The organism is Streptomyces sp. DvalAA-14 (assembly GCF_900091855.1).
Taxonomy (GTDB): Bacteria; Actinomycetota; Actinomycetes; order Streptomycetales; family Streptomycetaceae; genus Actinacidiphila.
Genome location: NZ_FMCH01000145.1, coordinates 12,441 through 27,661, shown reverse-complemented (window position 1 = coordinate 27,661; position 15,221 = coordinate 12,441). Strand labels below are relative to the sequence as shown.

Sequence of the window (15,221 nt, the reverse complement as noted above, 5' to 3'; positions counted from 1 at the left end):
GCTCCCGCGCCGTACACCCCGACGCGCCGCACCCGCCTGGGTGTCGGAGAAGCCGCGGTGCGTCAGGTACAGCACCATGAAGACCTGCACGAAGCCGCCGAGCCGGTTGATCGCGGTGCCGGCCAGGAGGGACTTCACCGCTCTCGGGGACTCGCGCCAGACCTGCCGCACCCCGGCGTGCTGTGCCCTGGCCCCGTCGGATGCTTTCGGCGCGCTGTCCTGTGCCATACCTCACTGTGCGGGTTGATCCGCGCCGGAAACAGTGACCGTACTGACCAAGAGCAACGAATTCCTGCCACGGCCGCTGGGCCGGCGCCGGGTGCTTGTCGGCGTTGGGGGCGCGCGACCGGGGCGTGACGGCGGTCAGGTGGCGCCCGACGGGGGGCCGTCTCCCGTTCGGCGCGGGGGGTCAGAGCTTGATTCCGACGCCGCCGTAGAAGCCGACATGTGCCATCTCCTGCTCCGTCGGCACCGGGCCGTCAGGACGCCAGAGCGGCGTTTGGACCAGTCCGGGCTCGGCCAGCGCGAAGCCGTCGAAGAAGCCCAACACCTCAGCGTGGGACCGCAAGGTGAGCGTGGCGGTGGCGCCCTTGTCCCGGTAGACGTCCCGGGCTTGGCCGGCGTCGCCGTCCAGCCGGTGGAAGTCGCCGGTGGTGTGGCTGAGCACCAGGTGGCTGCCGGCGGGCAGCGCGTCGCGGTAGGCCGCGACCAGCCCCGCGGGATCCTCGTCGTCCCGGATGAAGTGCAGGATCGCCACCAGCATCAACCCGACCGGCCGGCCGAAGTCGATCAGTTCGCGGATGGCCGGGTGCTTCAGGACGCTCTCCGGGTCGCGCAGATCACCGAGGAGGAAGCCGGTGTTCGCGGCACCCAGCAGATGCGCCCCCGCGTAGGTCGCCACGATCGGGTCGTTGTCCACGTACGCGACGCGGACCTCGGGTGACACCTCGTGCGCCACGTGGTGGGTGTTGGGCGCGGTCGGAATGCCGGTGCCGATGTCGATGATCTGCCGGATACCGCTGTTCACCATGTACCGCACCGCCCGGTGCATGAACCCGCGGTTGCTCCGCGCCATGGGCACGATGTCCGGGAACAGGTCGATCACCCGCTGCGCGGCCTCGCGGTCGACCTTGAAGTTGTCTTTGCCGCCGAGGTAGTAGTCGTACATGCGGGCCGGATGAGGCCTGCTGGTGTCGATCTCCTCTAGCGGGAATCCCTGCTCGGTCAACGCTGTCCTCCCGTTCCTTCCCGGTGGCACCCGGGCCGGCTCGGTCAGTGTCCCATCCCGGGCGCAGGACGCGGAGCCGTTCGGCGATGCCGGACCGGGTGAGTACAGGCTCGCTGCTCCCACCAACTCCCGCAGCCGTGCCCACTGTTGTATCCACCGGTTCGGCACGCTCCGGGCCTCACCGACGGGTTCGGATGCCGGAGACACCGTCAAGGGCGGCCAGCACACCGCCGTCGAGGTGGATGCGGCCGGCCGCGACATTGGACTCGAGGTGCTCGACGTCCGCGGTGCCGGGGATGAGGAGCACGTTGGGGGCGTGGTGCAGCAGCCAGGCCAGGCCGACCTGGGACGGGGTATGTCCGAGGGCTGTAGGCGTTCTGCACACAGACAATGCTGGCGGAGATCGCCCGGCGCAGCCCGTCGAGGGTGATGTTGCTCAGCCCGATCGCGCCGATCTTGCCCTCGGCGCGCATCGCTGTCAGTACGGCGAGTTGGTCGTCGAGGCCGACGGCCTGGTCGCCCTCGCCCCGCAGTCCCGGGCGGTCGTCGGGGCGTCGGAGGTTCACGACGGCGACCTGCTCGACGCCCAGGCTCTTGAGGTTGTCCTCGACGCTGGCGCGCAGTTCCGCGGGCCGCTGGGCGAGCCGGAGATGGACCGGTCCGCCGGGATCGGCGTCCGCGGCGATCTTGCTCGACACGAGCACGTCCTCGGTCCGGAGCGCCTGGCGGATCAGGTCGTTGACGAGGCCGTTTCCGTAGAACTGAGCCGTGTCGAAGTGGTCGATGCCGAGTTCGACCGCGCGACGCAGGAGTCCGATCGCCTGACCGGGGTCGTCGGCATGGCGAGCCAGCTGCATGGCTCCGTATCCGATGCGGGAGACCGTTCGACCGGCGAGGGCCGCCGGACCGCCGGGCCGCCGGCCGTCCGCCGAAGTGTCGCGGCTTTCCGGGGTGTCACGGTGGGACATGCGGACCTCTTTCGTGTGGGACGAGGGGTCGGCGCGGAGCCGTGCGGGCGGGCCGCCCGGGCCGCGGGCCGGTCCGACGGTGCGCGGGTCGGGCCCTGAAGCCGAACGGATCGACGCGCGCTATCGCGTCGCGGGCGATGGGGACGCGGACGAGGCCAGCAGGGCCGGCAGCAGCACCGTGTCGATCACCGCGGCCGCGTAGTCCGGGTCCGGGCCGACGCCCGAGAAGATCAGACGGTGCAGGCCCAACGCCGGCAGGATCGCGGCGATCAGCGCCGGATCGGCCGGGGCGGCGATCTCGCCGCGGGCCACCGCCCGGTCGACGATCGTCGCCACCGCGCGCTCGGTGGGCGGTACGAGCGTCTCGAAGGTCCGGCGCAGCTCCGGGTCGGCCAGCACGGCCGACGCCAGTCCGGTGATCAGCCGGGCCTTGTAGAGCGGGTCCTGGCCGGAGAACAAGGACTCGCCGAACGCCGCCAGGTCCCCCCGCAGGGAACCGGTGTCGGGCACGACACCGTCGGCATGCTGATGTGCCAACGCATCGCCCACCAACTCGGCCTTGTTGGACCAGCGGCGGTACACCGTCGCCTTGCCCGCTGCCGCCCGGGCCGCCACCGCGTCCATCGTCATGCGGTCGTAGCCGATCTCCGTCACCAGGTCGAGAGCGGCCCGGCGCAGGGCGTCATCGCGCGAGGTGTCGCGGGAGCGGCCACCGCGGCCCCGGTCCGAAGCCTGATCGGACCGGGCCGGGGTGGGAGGGGTCGGTGGAGGGCTATCAGACATCGCGGCTCCCGAAACGAGCGATCGGACCATCTAGTTCCGGAACGATACGGTTTCGTTCAGCGCGCGTCGAGGGGTGCGGGACGCTGCCGTCAGCACTAGCGGTGCTGGGCGCTGTCCGGCGGGCGGACCGGGGCGGTGGCGGGCTTGCCGGACGGCGGGGAATCGGAGCCGCCGCACCTGTCCGGGTCGATGCGCACCTCGGTGAACCCGATGGTGAAGCCATCACGGGGACCGTCGTTCCCCTGGATGCCGATGAGGAGTTCATCGGTCGCCGGGAGCCGGTCCGGGTGCAGTACGACGGAGTGGCTGCGGTGTTCCATGAAGCCCGGGGCGTCATGGGATCCCGTGACGCAGTACGGGGCGACCCCGGCCACGGTATTGCGGATGCCCGCGGCCAGCAGTCTGCGATGCAGGTCCTCACGGCCGGCCGCATACCTCAGAAAGCCGAAATCGTGGTAGGTGATCGTGACGGTGCCGCCGCGGCCGACCTCGACCGCGTAGGCCCGGCTCGTCGGGCTGTGGGTGAGGACCGGGACGACCAGTGCCAGGACAGTGCCGAGCGCCACGGCGCCCCCCAGTGCCGCGGCCGGGCGCCGCCACCTCGGCCGTACCCGCACCGGTGCGGGCGCCGCGGCGGTGGCAGCGCGTTCGGCGACGACCGCCTTCAGTTCGCCGAGCAACCGCAGCTCGAATCCGCCCGGTTCCTGGGACTCCGCACTCTTGTTCATGTCAACTCCTTCGCCGTGACGATCTCGGGGTGCTCGCCGGGCCGCACGTTTCGGGGCGTCGGTTCCCGCCGCGACGCACGCATGGTCCGCCGGGCGCGGTGCAGCCGGACCCGAGCCGCCGCGCCGGATATGCCCAGAGCGGCGGCGGCCTGGGTGACGCTGAGGCCGTCGACGGCGATCAGTTCCAGGACCGCTCGCTCTCCTTCGGGCAGCCGGGCGATCGTCGAGTACAGCTCGCGGGCCCGGCGTTCGGCGTCGATGCGCTCTTCCAGCCGCAGCAGGTCGTCCTCCTCCAGCATCCGGCGACCGGATATCGACGCCCGCGCACCGCGCTCGCGCTCCTCCCGCCGCCAGTGTGCCGACGTCACATTGCGGGCGATGCCGTAGAGCCACGCGCCGACCCCGTGCTGGGAGCCGCGGTAGGACTCGGCGCTGATGACGGCCTGCAGGAACACCTCGGCGGTCAGATCCGCCACGAGGTGCGGGTCGGCCACCCGCCGAGCGACGAAGCGCATCACCTGCTCGACGTGCGCCCGGTAGACCTCTTCAAGTGCCGCGGGATCGCGGCCCATCCGGCGTACTGGCTCGGTCTGGCTCACCGATCACTCCCTGTCTGGAATCCGGCATCCGTACCTGCCCACACCCGATAGTGGGCCGCGGCGGGCAAAGCGTTACCGCGTCCCGGAACTCGGTCACCCCCGGCGGCCGGCGGCCGGAAAAAACGCTTGGACGGTCCGGGCGCCGTCACGGGACACTGCGGTTCCCGGCCTGCCCGGGAAACGGACGCGCCGCGGTGAGCGGCGCCGGATCTGCCGACCGCCCGGATCGCGGGAACGAGGTCCTCCGCGGAGCGCGAACCGACGGCGATTCCGCGGCCGGCGCGCCAGCGGTCGGTCTGCCGAGAAGCACGGGGCGGGCTCCCGCACGACCACACAGGGTGGGGATGGGAATGGGATCGCCTGAATTACGCGCGAGTGCACCGGGCCGGGGCTCGGTTCTGCTCGCACTGCGGTATTACGGGGCGGAGTTGGCCCGGCTCCGGCGGCTGACGGCGCCGGCGCTGCTGCTGCCGGCGGTGGGCAATATCGGCATCAGCTACATCGCACCGCTGGTCGTCGCCAAGCTCGTCGGCCGTATCTCCGCCGACCACGGTATCGCCGTCTCGGCGACGCTGCCCTACGTCCTGGCGTTCGCCGGCGTTCTCCTGCTCGCGGAGACGCTGTGGCGCGTCGGTCTGCACTGCCTGAACCGCGTGGACGCCCTGGGCATCGAGCACTTGTACGTGGTCGGCATGGACGAGTTGTTCGCCAAGGACGCCGCGTTCTTCCACGACAACTTCGCCGGGTCGCTGACCAAGCGGGTCCTGAGCTTCGCCTCCCGCTTCGAGGACTTCGTCGACACGCTCACGTTCTCGGTGGTGGGCAGCTTCCTGCCGCTGGCCTTCGGGTCGGTGGTGCTGTGGCGTTACCAACCGCTGCTGGTCGCCGGGCTCCTGGGGCTGATCGCGCTGACCGCCGTGGGTGTGGCGCCGCTGATCCGCCGCCGCCAGGCGCTCGTCGGCCTGCGGGAGGAGGCGATCGCCCGGGTGTCGGGTCATGTCGCCGACAGCCTGATGAACATCGACACCGTCCGGGCGTTCGCCGCCGAGGAGCGCGAGGCCGCCGAACACCGGTCCCGGGTCGCGGAGTCGCGGCGGCTGACGCTCCGGTCGTGGGACTACGGCAACCTGCGCATCGACACCCTGGTCGCTCCCATGTCCGTGCTGACGAACGGGCTGGGCCTGCTGCTCGCGGTGTCGCTCGGCGGGGGCGGGGTGGAGGCCGTCGTCGTCGCCTTCACCTACTACAGCAACGCCACGCGGGTCATGTTCGAGTTCAACCAGATCTACCGCCGGCTGGAGAGTTCGATGACCGAGGCCGCGCAGTTCACCGAACTGCTGCTGGCCCCGCCGACCGTGCTCGACCCGGTGGCGCCGGAGCCGCTGCGCTCCGGCGCCGCGGACGTCCGTTTCGAGCGGGTGACCTTCGCGCACGCGGGGGCCGGGCCGTTGTTCGAGAGCCTCGAACTGGCGGTGCCCAGCGGAGCCAAGATCGGATTCGTGGGCCGGTCCGGGGGCGGAAAGACCACGCTGACCCGGCTGCTGCTGCGGATGACGGACATCGACGCCGGCCGGATCCTGATCGGCGGCCAGGACATCAGCAGGCTGCGGCAGACGGACCTGCGCAGCCTGATCGCGTACGTGCCGCAGGATCCGGCGATGTTCCACCGCACACTGCGGGACAACATCGCCTTCGCCCGGCCGGACGCCAGCGCCGCCGAGATCCGCCGCGCCGCCGAGGTGGCGCACGTCACGGAGTTCGCCGAGGCACTGCCGGACGGCTTCGACACCCTGGTCGGTGAACGCGGGGTCAAACTGTCCGGCGGCCAGCGCCAGCGGGTCGCCCTGGCCAGGGCCATCCTGCGTGACGCGCCGATCCTGCTGCTGGACGAGGCCACCAGTGCCCTGGACTCCGAGAGCGAGCTGCTGGTCCAGGAGGCGCTGTGGCGGCTCATGGAGCAGCGGACGGCACTGGTGGTGGCGCACCGGCTGAGCACGGTGGCCACCATGGACCGGCTTGTCGTCCTCGACCGCGGGCGGATCGTCGAACAGGGCACCCACCAGGAGCTGCTCGCCGCGAACGGTACCTACGCCAAGCTGTGGCAGCACCAGTCGGGGGGCTTCCTCGACGACGCCGGGGCCACCGCGGCCCCCCGGAAAACGGTCGACGGGCTCTGACCCGTCGACCACGCCGTCCGTGATCCGGAGCGACCTACCTCCTTGGAGTGAACGCGCGCGGATCGCCGCGTGTCCGGCACCGGGTGCGGGCAGCCTGGTGGCCCGGTCCACCGCTGCGGTGCGGCCGCCGAAAGGGGGCGCGCGGTGGGAGACAGTGCGACGGCAGCGGGGAGCGCGTAGCGGTGGAATCGAACGGCCGTTCCACTCCGGCGCCGGCCCGTCCGCGTCCCGGTCCGCCCCCGGTTGCCGGGGAGGAGCACCGGCGCGCTGTGCCGCATCACGTCGCGTGTGTGATGGACGGGAACGGCCGGTGGGCGGCGCGCCGGTCCCTGCCGCGTACGTCGGGTCACGTGGCGGCGGAGACCACCGTGATCGACATCATCGAGGCCGCGCGAGCGGCCGGGGTGGGCTGGCTGAGTCTGTACGCGTTCTCCACCGAGAACTGGCAACGCCCGGGCGACGAGGTGGATTTCCTCATGCGGCTGGTGCGCCGCGTCGTACGCAAACACGCGCTGCTGCTGCATGCGCGCGGCATCCGCTGCCGGTTCCTCGGAGTGGCCGACCCGCGGATTCCTGCCGCACTGGCCCGGGACTTCGCCGACCTGATGACGCTGACCGAGACCAACCGAGGGATGACGCTGACCGTGGCCTTCGACCACGGCGGGCGGCGGGACATCGTCGAGGCGGCCCGTTCCCTCATCCGCAGCGGGGTGCCGGCGGACGTTGTCGACGAGCAGCAGTTCGCCGCCCATCTGCCCTTTCCCGACACCCCCGATGTGGACCTGGTCATCCGGACCTCCGGTGAGCAGCGCATCTCCAACTTCATGCTCTGGCAGGTGGCCTACGCCGAGTGGATCTTCCCGCCGGTGCTCTGGCCCGACTTCCGCGCACCCCACTTCCTGGAGTGCCTGCACACCTACCGGCAACGCGACCGCCGTTTCGGGGGCGTGATGCAGCAAGCGATCGGAGAACCCCACCCGTGACGGATACCGCCAGCAGTCGCCCCAGGCGTAAGCGCGCCACGACCTCCGCCCCCGCCGACGGCCCGGCCCCCGACGGCTCTTCCCGCCCGGCCGCCGACCGCCCCGCGCCGCCGGCCCCCGCCGCCGAGGAGCGGCCCGAGTCGCTGTTCGGTCGCGACTCGCAGTTCCACCGGTTCTTCAATGATCCGCGCTGGGCGCTGGCCATGGTCCGGGCCACGGTCCTGGAAGCCGCCCACCCGCAGATCGGCGCCGCGCTGATCGACAACTCCACCTTCGTGGCGCACCCGTGGCGCCGGCTGCACAACACCCTGGTGAGCTTGCAGCGCATGTTCGGCGACGACGACTACACGCGGCAGCGGGAAGCGGCCCGGCTCAACCGCATGCACGCCCGGTTGAACGGTACCGACGCGCGGAACCGGCCGTACGACGCGATGGACCCCCAGGTCCGCGCCTGGGTGGTCGCGACCTTGTTCGAGAGCTCCGTCACCATGTGCCGGCTGAGCGGGCAGCCGCTCGACCGGAGCACGATGGAGCGGCTGTACGCCGAGTTCCGGGCCTTTCACACGGTGCTGGGCGACGGCGGCGGTCAACTGCCACCCACCATCGGGGAGTTCTGGTCGTACTACGACCACATGGTCGAGGAGGAACTGGAGGACACCGAAGCGCTGCGCATCATCCTCTACAAGCTCTTCGACCATCTGCCGGCGCCGCCGCTGCTGGACGGCCTGCCCACCGTGTGGGCGGCGGGCCGCACGCTCGCCGGGCCGGTCATCGGCACGATCACCGTGGCATCCCTGCCCGAACCCTTCCGCCGGCGGGCGGGACTGCCGGAGATCCCCGGCGCGCAGACCCTGATGCAGAGCGCCTATATGGCCGCCGGCCTGGCCCGCTTCCTGCCCGACACGTGGCTGACGACGGGGAGTGTCGCCGACCTGCTGTTCCAGTCACCGGACTTTTCCGACGACGCGGGCCGCTCGGGCCGTTCGGACCGCTCGGGCCCCGACGATCCGGGAGCGGCCGCAGTGACCGCGCTGCGCGGCCGGATGAAGCAGGCGGGCGCCCTGTTCCGGCTGGTGACGTCCCTGCCTGAGCAGCGTGGCCCGGCAGCGGAGACCGCGCCCCGGCGGAGCGCCGACGAGTTCTTCACCGCGGTGCTGGACCAGACCGGGGACGGCTACCTGGACTGGCCCGATCTCGCCGCCATGGCAAGGGAGTTGTCCTCCCGCCTGGACCTGGACGAACCGGAGGAGACCAGGCTCTACAACGCCTGCGCCGACTGGTGGCGGGAACTCCAGGCGGCGCTCGACATCGACGGCGACGGCCGTATCAGCAAGGAGGAGTACGCAGCCGCCGTCCCCTCCCTCGCCGGGCCCGCGCTGATCCGGGTGGCCGAGGTGCTCTTCGACGCCACGGACACGGACGGCAATCAGTTCATCGACGCGGACGAGTACCGGGCGCTGTTCCGTACGGGGTTCGGGCGCACCGTGGCCGGCGCCGACGCCCGGTACTCGCGCAGCGCCTTCGTGAAGGACTTCCTCTCCTTCATGTCGGGCCGCCACCGCTCGACCGCCTACGACCCGTTGCTCGCCGGAGCATGACCGTCCCGGAAACGGGTGACGGGACCTGACGGGTGAGCCCCGGACCGCCGGGTAGGGCGGTCCGGGGCTCACCGGTTTCCTGCGGTCGGCCGGTCGACGTGGTCAGCCGGGGCCGACCTGCCGAGCGGTTGTCAGCTGGCCAGGTTCCACTGCTGGTTGGCGCTGTCGGAGCAGGTCCAGATCTGGAGCCGGGTGCCGTCGGCGGAGCTGGGGCCGGTGGCGTCGAGGCACTTGCCCGAGCCGGCGTTGACCAGTTCACCGTTGGACTGGTGCGTCCACTGCTGGGCGGCGGTCCCGTTGCAGTCGTAGAGCTGCACCTTGGATCCGTTCGCCGTCCCGGCGGACGCCACGTCCATGCACTTGCCCAGCGACTGGAGCGTCCCGTTGGAGGAGGTCCACTGCTGGGCGGTGGTGTCGTTGCAGGTGTAGAGCTGCACGGCGGTGCCGTTGGCGCTGCTCGCGGCCGCGACGTCGACGCACTTGCCGCCGTAGCCGGTGATCTGGCCGCCGCCGGTGGGCGGGGGCGGCGGGGGAGTGGTGGTGCCCCCGGTGATCTTGTTGAAGATCCGGGAGTAGGCGTAGCCGGTACCCTTGTCGTAGCCGTCGACCTCCCAGAAGGACAGCTCCTGGACGCCGTTGGTGGCGGCGAAGGATTCCAGCGCGGTGGCGTTGGCCTGGGTGAAGTTCTCGTTGTCGTCGTTCTGCCCGGCGATCGGGGTCAGCCCGATCTTGGCGTACGCGGCGGACGTGGAGATCCCGTACACGCCGGCGAGCTGGGAGGCGGTGGCCTTGGCGGCCGACTCGGCGTCGTTGAAGGCGTTCTGCCCGTCACCGAAGTCCATGGTCATGATGTTGACCAGGTTGACGTTCACCCCCTTGCTCTTGGCGTCCTTCAGCAGGTTGAGCTGCGTCGAGGGCAGGCCGGTCGGGTCGACCGCGAGGGTGTAGTCGATCTGCACCGAGGGGTCCTCGGCCTGCAGGGCCGCCAGGGCCTGGTTGCGCCGGGTGTTGGCGGCCGAGTCGCTGATCACACTGCCTTCGATGTCGAAGTCCAGGCGGTTGACCCCGTAGGTGTTCACGATGTTGAGATAGGCGGCGGTCAGCGAGGTGACCGAGGTGCAGGTCTGCGCTATCTCGTTGGGGTTGTTGCCGTCCGGCTCGCCGCCGAACGAGGGGATCACGTTGCCGCCGGCCGCCTTGAGCGTGTTGATCTGCGAGGTGAAGGATCCCACCGAGCCGCCGGCGCCCCACTGCGGGGTGCAGCCGGACTGGGGGACGAGGAAGGCCAGCGTGTAGTTCTTGAGCCCGGTGGCGGCCATGTCGGCCGCCATGTCGCCGGCGTTCCCGCTGTTGATGTAGAGGTACGGCGCGGCGTAGCTGGCCGGGAAGGCGGAGGCGGAGGCGGATGCGGTGGTGGTGGAGGCGGCGGCAGTGGAGAAGCTCATCGCCACCGCTGCCACCGGCAGCGTGGAGGCGACGAGCAGTTTCCTTCTACGTGACCAAGTCACAGGTTTACTCCTGGTGCAGACGGAAGCGTGGGGTTCTTCCGCGGACCGCCCGCGCCGCGGGGCCCAGAAGACGTCAGGGGCCCGCCGCGCCAAGGCCGCGGTCGGAAATGCGGTGAAAAGGTAAAAGGTGGGGGTGGGTCGGACGTCGGCGAGCGGGGTTTCGATGACCCCGGCCGCCAAGGAGAGCGCTGGACCGTCCAGCGTCCGGCCTTTCGTCAGCAGGAGTTAACTAGCGACGGTGACGTGACGTCAAGGTCGTAAGGAAAGTTTCCTAATGGCCCCGGGGCAGCTTCCCTCACCGGGCCGTGCGCGTCGTCCAGGCGGTGACCTGCCGCAACGCCGGGCGCCGCGTACGGCCGGGCGTCAGCTGATGGCCTTGGCGGCGTCCTCGATGAGGCGGGCGGTGACGCGGGGGTGGCTGATCATGGCGACGTGGGACGCGCCCGGCACCTCCACGACGTCGCGGGCGCCGGCGCGCTGGTAGAAGAAGCGCTCCAGCGCGGGTGGAATGGCCTGGTCGGCTCCGGCGACCAGACCCCAGGAGGGGATGGTGTGCCAGGCCGCCGCGGCGGTGGGGTCGGTGAAGCAATTGGCGCTGAAGGGCCGCTGGGTGGCCTGCATCAGGCGGGTGGTGGAGGCCGGCAGATCGGCGCAGAACGCGTCGTGGAACGCGTCCGCCCCCAGGTAGAGGTCGGTGCCGGTGGTGCCGTCGGGGCCCGGGTAGGGCACCGGCCGTGTCCCGGCCTGGATGATACTGCCGGGGTACTTGTTGATCAGCACGCCGAGCTGCTCGCCCACGTCGGGCACGAACGCGGCGACATAGACCAGCGCCTTGACGTTGGCCAGGCCGGCCGCGGCGTTGGTGATGACGGCGCCGCCGTAGGAGTGGCCGACCAGCACCACGGGGCCGCCGATCGACTGGAGGACGCTGGCGAGATAGGCGGCGTCGGTGGGCACGCTGCGCAAGGGGTTCGCCGGCGCCATGGTCGGGTAGCCGGCCCGCTGGAGCCGCTCGATGACGCCGTTCCAGCAGGAGGCGTCGGCGAATCCGCCGTGCACGAGCACCACGGTCGGCTTGGCCTTGGCTTTGACCTGCGAGCGCTCGGCAGCCGAGGCCGGCTGGGAGAGCGGTCCGATCAGTGCTGCTGTGCCCGCGACGGCGACACCGGTGGCGAGCACCTTTCGGCGGCTGAACTCAGGACTCACAAAAACTCCTCAAGGGGTGGATGTCCGTCTGCGGGCTGTCCTGTCATTTCCGGTGGATCGGCGCCCGGCGTCAGTCGGTGTCGTCGTGCGCCCGCCGGGGATGGCGGGACAGCCCTCGGGGGCCCGGCGGCAGGTGCCGGGCCTCCCTGTGCACCGGCGCGGTACGCCGGTGATGTCCGCTGTCAGGAGCGGCCGTTGAGCCCCTGCGCGGCCTGGGCGATGACGGCGGCCACCACGGCCGGGCGGGAGACGTAGACGGCGTGGCTGCCCGGCGTCTCCGAGACCGTCGCGCCGGCCCGCTCGGCCATGGCGCGCTGGGCCGGCGGCGGGATCATGCGGTCGTCGGTGGCGACCAGGTACCAGGACGGCCTGGTCTGCCAGGCCGGTTCGGTGGCCGCGCCTTCGAGGGCCTCGACGCCCCAGGGCACCTGGGAGTCGGCCATGAAGGCGGCCTGCTGCTCGGGGACGTCGGCGGCGAAGGAGGCGGCGAACTTGTCGCGCTCCAGGAACAGGTATCCGTCCTGCGGCGGCAGGATCGGCGGGACGGGCGCCCCGGGCGGCGGGTCGGCGATCAGCGAGTTGACCGACTCGCCCTTGTCCGGGGCGAAGGCGGTGATGTAGGCGAGCGCCGCGACATTCGGGTGGGTGCCGGCCTCGGTGATGACGACACCGCCGTAGGAGTGGCCGACCAGCACGGCCGGGCCGTCGAGCCCGTCCAGGATCTGCCGGGTGGCGGCGACGTCCCCGGCCAGCGACAGCGTCGGGTTCTGCACGACGGCCACCCGGTAGCCGTCGGCGGTCAGATGGTCGTAGACCCCCTGCCAGCCCGATCCGTCCACGAAACCACCGTGCACGAGCACGATGTTCTTGATCGTCGTCATGTCACTCCTGACCGGATGGACAGGCCCGACGCCTGTCCGGTACGTCCAGTCAAGTGGCACCGACGCGCCCGGAACACGCAGAAGAGCAGGCAGAACCAGGCGGCTCAGCGGCGGTCCGCCGGTCGCGCCGCACCGACCCCGGGAGCGGGGCGCGGGTCGGCCGCCAGGGCGTGGCAGCGCCTGCTCGCCTCCTCGTCACCGATCGTTGTGAAGAGCTGCGCGGCCCGGGCGTAGTTGCGCCGGCTCTCGTGGGTCGTGCCGTCTTCGGCCAGCAGGAGGGCCAGGGTCTCGAGGGCCTTGGCCAACCGGAAGTTGGGCCAGGACCGCAGGATGTCGATCGCCCCGGTGAGGGTGGCGATCGCCTCCGTCCGGCGGCCGAGAGCTCCCAGGCACTGGCCGACCCGGATCAACGCGTACGGCCGGCCCAGCACCGCGACGCTCGGTGTCATCTCGTCGGCCAGGGCGAGCCAGGCGAGGAACTGCTCCAGCGACTCGGCGTGGCGGCCCTCGTCGCGCAGGCAGTGGCCGATGAGTGACAGGCTCTGGGCGTAGGCGTCGACGTCGCCGACGGCCTTGAACGCCGCGGCCGACCGGGACGCCGACACCAGGGCCTCGTCCAGTCGCCCGAGCAGCAGCAGGGCCCGGCCGGAGCCGAGTTGCGACCAGGCGACCTGCGCCGTGGCGCCGTGCCGGCCGGCCAGCTCCAACGCCTCGCTCGCGTACCGCAGCGCTTTTTCCGGGTCGCCGGGCGGCACCCAGTGGAGCCAGGCCAGACGGTTCAACTGGTCGGCCTGCTGGACCGGATCGCCCAGGGCGGCGGCCGCTTCCGCGCCCAGCCCGAAGACCTCGTGCCAATGCGGGCTGTGCACCCACCGGTCGGCGAACCAGTGCATGGACTGCGCGGTGTCGAGGACAAGGGCGTGCCGACCGCCGCGCGCAGCGGTCCGCAACGCCCCCAGCCAGTTGTCCACGTTGAGCCGAAGCCACCGCTCGGCCGCTTCCGCCGACGGCAGGTCGGCGAGAGCGGGATCGGGCCGGTCGGGGCGGCCGAAGCCCGGTTCGAACCACCGCCCGGCCGTCGTGGCCGTCCTCAGCAGCCACCACGTCACCCTCCGCGTCAGCGCCTCCCGCTCGTCCGGGGTCTCCTCCTCCTGGAGCCGGGCGCGGGCGAACAGGCGGACCAGGTCGTGGAAGCGGTAACGGCCCGTGGTGCTGTCCTGCAGCAGGCCGAGGTCGACGAGATCGTCGAGTGCTTCCCACGCGTCCTCGATCGGCATGCCGCCGGCGACAGCCGCCAGCCCGGCGCCGACGTCCCGGCCGGGGACCTCGGCGAGCCGCCGGAAGACGCGCCGCGCCGGGTCCGCGAGTTGCTCGTACGACACACCGAACGCACTGGCGACGGTGAGGTCGCCGGCCGTGAACTGCTCCAGCCGGCGCTCCTCGTCCGCCAGTCGGGCGGCGAGATCGGCGGCCTTTCCTTCCGGTCGGCCGACGAGCCGGCTGCCGATGATCCGCAGCGCCAGCGGCAGACCGCCGCACAGCTCGACCAGGCGCGCGAGGGCCGACTCCTCGCCGGACGCGGAACGTTCGCCCAGGATCCCGGTGAGCATGGCCGTGGACTCCGGCACCGGCAAAGGCCGCAGCGCGAGCCTGCGCACGCCCTCCAGACCCGCGAGCAACCGGCGGGTGGTGATCAGCGCCCTCGCTGCGCCGCCGCCCGGCAGCAGCGGGCGTACCTGCTCCTCGGACCCGGCGTTGTCCAGGACGACCAGGACCCGTTTGTCCCGCAGCAGCGACCGGTACAGGGAGGCGCGTTCCAGGGCGCCGGCGGGCACGTCCTGGTCGGCGACGCCAAGGGCACGCAGCAGCAGTCGCAGGGCCTCGGTCGCGGCCAGCGGCCGCTGGGACATGCCGAACAGGTCGAGAAAGAAGACCCCGTCGGGAAAACTCGGCCGCAGCAGATGAGCCGCACGGACGGCGAACGTGGTCTTGCCCAGGCCCGCCGAGCCGGTGACGAGGCCCACCGCACCGACCCCGGGCGAACTCTCGGTGTACGCCAGCTCCGTCGTCCGGACGAGTTCGGCGGCACGACCGGTGAAGTCCTCGATCGGTCGCGGCAGTTCGCACAGGCGACTGCGGCGGGTCCAGTGGTCCCCCAGCCGGCCGTCGCGCGCCAGCTCGACCAGCTGCTCGCGGTCGTCCCCCTCCAGCGACAGCGCGTCCGCCAACGCGGTCACGGTCCGGTGCTGCGGCCCCCTGCTCCGCCCCCGCTCCATGTCCGACAGGGTCCGGGCGCTGACACCCGACATCTCGGCCAGCCGCTCCAACGTCAGGCGGGCCGCGCGTCGGTGACCGCGGAGCACCTGCCCGAAACCGGGACGCCCTGTGATGGCGCCACCCTCCTTCTCAGCGGCGAAGGACAGCGGCCGGCCGAGCCCTGGAGCCTCCCCGGCCGCCGCCTCGCGCGGGTTTTCGTCACATCCCCGTCCACCGGGAAACATACCCGGGCTCCTCCCCGCCGGGACGCCCCCGGGACCGGCTGGCTCCGGCACCGCCCGGCGC

11 protein-coding genes and 2 pseudogenes are annotated in these 15,221 nt (G+C 71.6%); 3 read left to right on the top strand and 10 right to left on the bottom strand.

Annotated elements, in window-relative coordinates:
- The 6 genes and pseudogenes from GA0115240_RS06960 to GA0115240_RS06935 form a co-directional block, all read right to left on the bottom strand.
- Positions 1-228: pseudogene (locus tag GA0115240_RS06960) on the bottom strand (hypothetical protein); the annotation flags it as partial.
- Positions 229-409: 181 nt separating this feature from the next.
- Positions 410-1,228: an SAM-dependent methyltransferase gene (locus GA0115240_RS06955; protein ID WP_237554669.1), complete on the bottom strand. Its 819-nt coding sequence runs from the start codon at positions 1,226-1,228 to the stop codon at positions 410-412.
- A gap of 178 nt (positions 1,229-1,406) precedes the next feature.
- Positions 1,407-2,196, bottom strand: a pseudogene (locus GA0115240_RS06950) (aldo/keto reductase).
- A gap of 120 nt (positions 2,197-2,316) precedes the next feature.
- A complete protein-coding gene (locus GA0115240_RS06945; protein WP_161302062.1) occupies positions 2,317-2,979 on the bottom strand; it encodes a TetR-like C-terminal domain-containing protein in 663 nt (220 codons plus the stop codon).
- 95 nt (positions 2,980-3,074) lie between these two features.
- Complete coding sequence (locus GA0115240_RS06940) at positions 3,075-3,707, bottom strand: hypothetical protein (RefSeq protein ID WP_093735775.1); 633 nt, start codon at positions 3,705-3,707, stop codon at positions 3,075-3,077.
- On the bottom strand, positions 3,704-4,306 hold the full coding sequence (locus GA0115240_RS06935; RefSeq protein WP_256069588.1) for an RNA polymerase sigma factor: 603 nt from the start codon (positions 4,304-4,306) through the stop codon (positions 3,704-3,706). The genes GA0115240_RS06940 and GA0115240_RS06935 overlap by 4 nt, the downstream gene beginning before the upstream one ends.
- 350 nt (positions 4,307-4,656) lie before the next feature.
- On the opposite strand from GA0115240_RS06935, the gene GA0115240_RS06930 reads away from it, so the two are divergent.
- The 3 genes from GA0115240_RS06930 (at position 4,657) to GA0115240_RS06920 (ending at position 9,064) form a co-directional block, all read left to right on the top strand.
- Positions 4,657-6,483 (top strand): ABC transporter ATP-binding protein, encoded by a 1,827-nt coding sequence (locus tag GA0115240_RS06930; protein ID WP_093735773.1) that lies wholly within the window; start codon positions 4,657-4,659, stop codon positions 6,481-6,483.
- A gap of 269 nt (positions 6,484-6,752) precedes the next feature.
- Entirely contained in the window at positions 6,753-7,466 is a 714-nt protein-coding gene (uppS, locus tag GA0115240_RS06925) for a polyprenyl diphosphate synthase (RefSeq protein WP_093735772.1), read from the top strand.
- A 143-nt stretch (positions 7,467-7,609) separates the two neighbouring features.
- Positions 7,610-9,064 carry an oxygenase MpaB family protein gene (locus GA0115240_RS06920; protein WP_237554672.1) on the top strand — a complete coding sequence of 485 codons (1,455 nt, stop codon included), beginning with the start codon at positions 7,610-7,612 and terminating at the stop codon, positions 9,062-9,064.
- Between the two features lie 131 nt (positions 9,065-9,195).
- Here the strand turns inward: GA0115240_RS06920 and GA0115240_RS06915 are convergent, their stop codons facing one another.
- The 4 genes from GA0115240_RS06915 to GA0115240_RS06900 all read right to left on the bottom strand — a co-directional run bounded on the left by GA0115240_RS06915 (position 9,196) and on the right by GA0115240_RS06900 (position 15,160).
- Positions 9,196-10,572 (bottom strand): ricin-type beta-trefoil lectin domain protein, encoded by a 1,377-nt coding sequence (locus GA0115240_RS06915; protein ID WP_256069587.1) that lies wholly within the window; start codon positions 10,570-10,572, stop codon positions 9,196-9,198.
- A 363-nt stretch (positions 10,573-10,935) separates the two neighbouring features.
- Entirely contained in the window at positions 10,936-11,778 is an 843-nt protein-coding gene (locus tag GA0115240_RS06910) for an alpha/beta fold hydrolase (protein WP_093735771.1), read from the bottom strand.
- Between the two features lie 182 nt (positions 11,779-11,960).
- Entirely contained in the window at positions 11,961-12,659 is a 699-nt protein-coding gene (locus GA0115240_RS06905) for an alpha/beta fold hydrolase (RefSeq protein WP_093735770.1), read from the bottom strand.
- A 104-nt stretch (positions 12,660-12,763) separates the two neighbouring features.
- Complete coding sequence (locus tag GA0115240_RS06900; protein ID WP_093735769.1) at positions 12,764-15,160, bottom strand: XRE family transcriptional regulator; 2,397 nt, start codon at positions 15,158-15,160, stop codon at positions 12,764-12,766.
- Positions 15,161-15,221: the final 61 nt, after the last annotated feature.

Excerpts from the sequence above, each read along its gene's own strand:
- GA0115240_RS06940 (WP_093735775.1), bottom strand. The coding sequence starts at position 3,707 with ATGAACAAGAGTGCGGAGTCCCAGGAACCGGGCGGATTCGAGCTGCGG.
- GA0115240_RS06945 (WP_161302062.1), bottom strand. The coding sequence starts at position 2,979 with ATGTCTGATAGCCCTCCACCGACCCCTCCCACCCCGGCCCGGTCCGAT.
- GA0115240_RS06900 (WP_093735769.1), bottom strand. The coding sequence starts at position 15,160 with ATGTTTCCCGGTGGACGGGGATGTGACGAAAACCCGCGCGAGGCGGCG.
- GA0115240_RS06905 (WP_093735770.1), bottom strand. The coding sequence starts at position 12,659 with ATGACGACGATCAAGAACATCGTGCTCGTGCACGGTGGTTTCGTGGAC.
- GA0115240_RS06930 (WP_093735773.1), top strand. The coding sequence starts at position 4,657 with ATGGGATCGCCTGAATTACGCGCGAGTGCACCGGGCCGGGGCTCGGTT.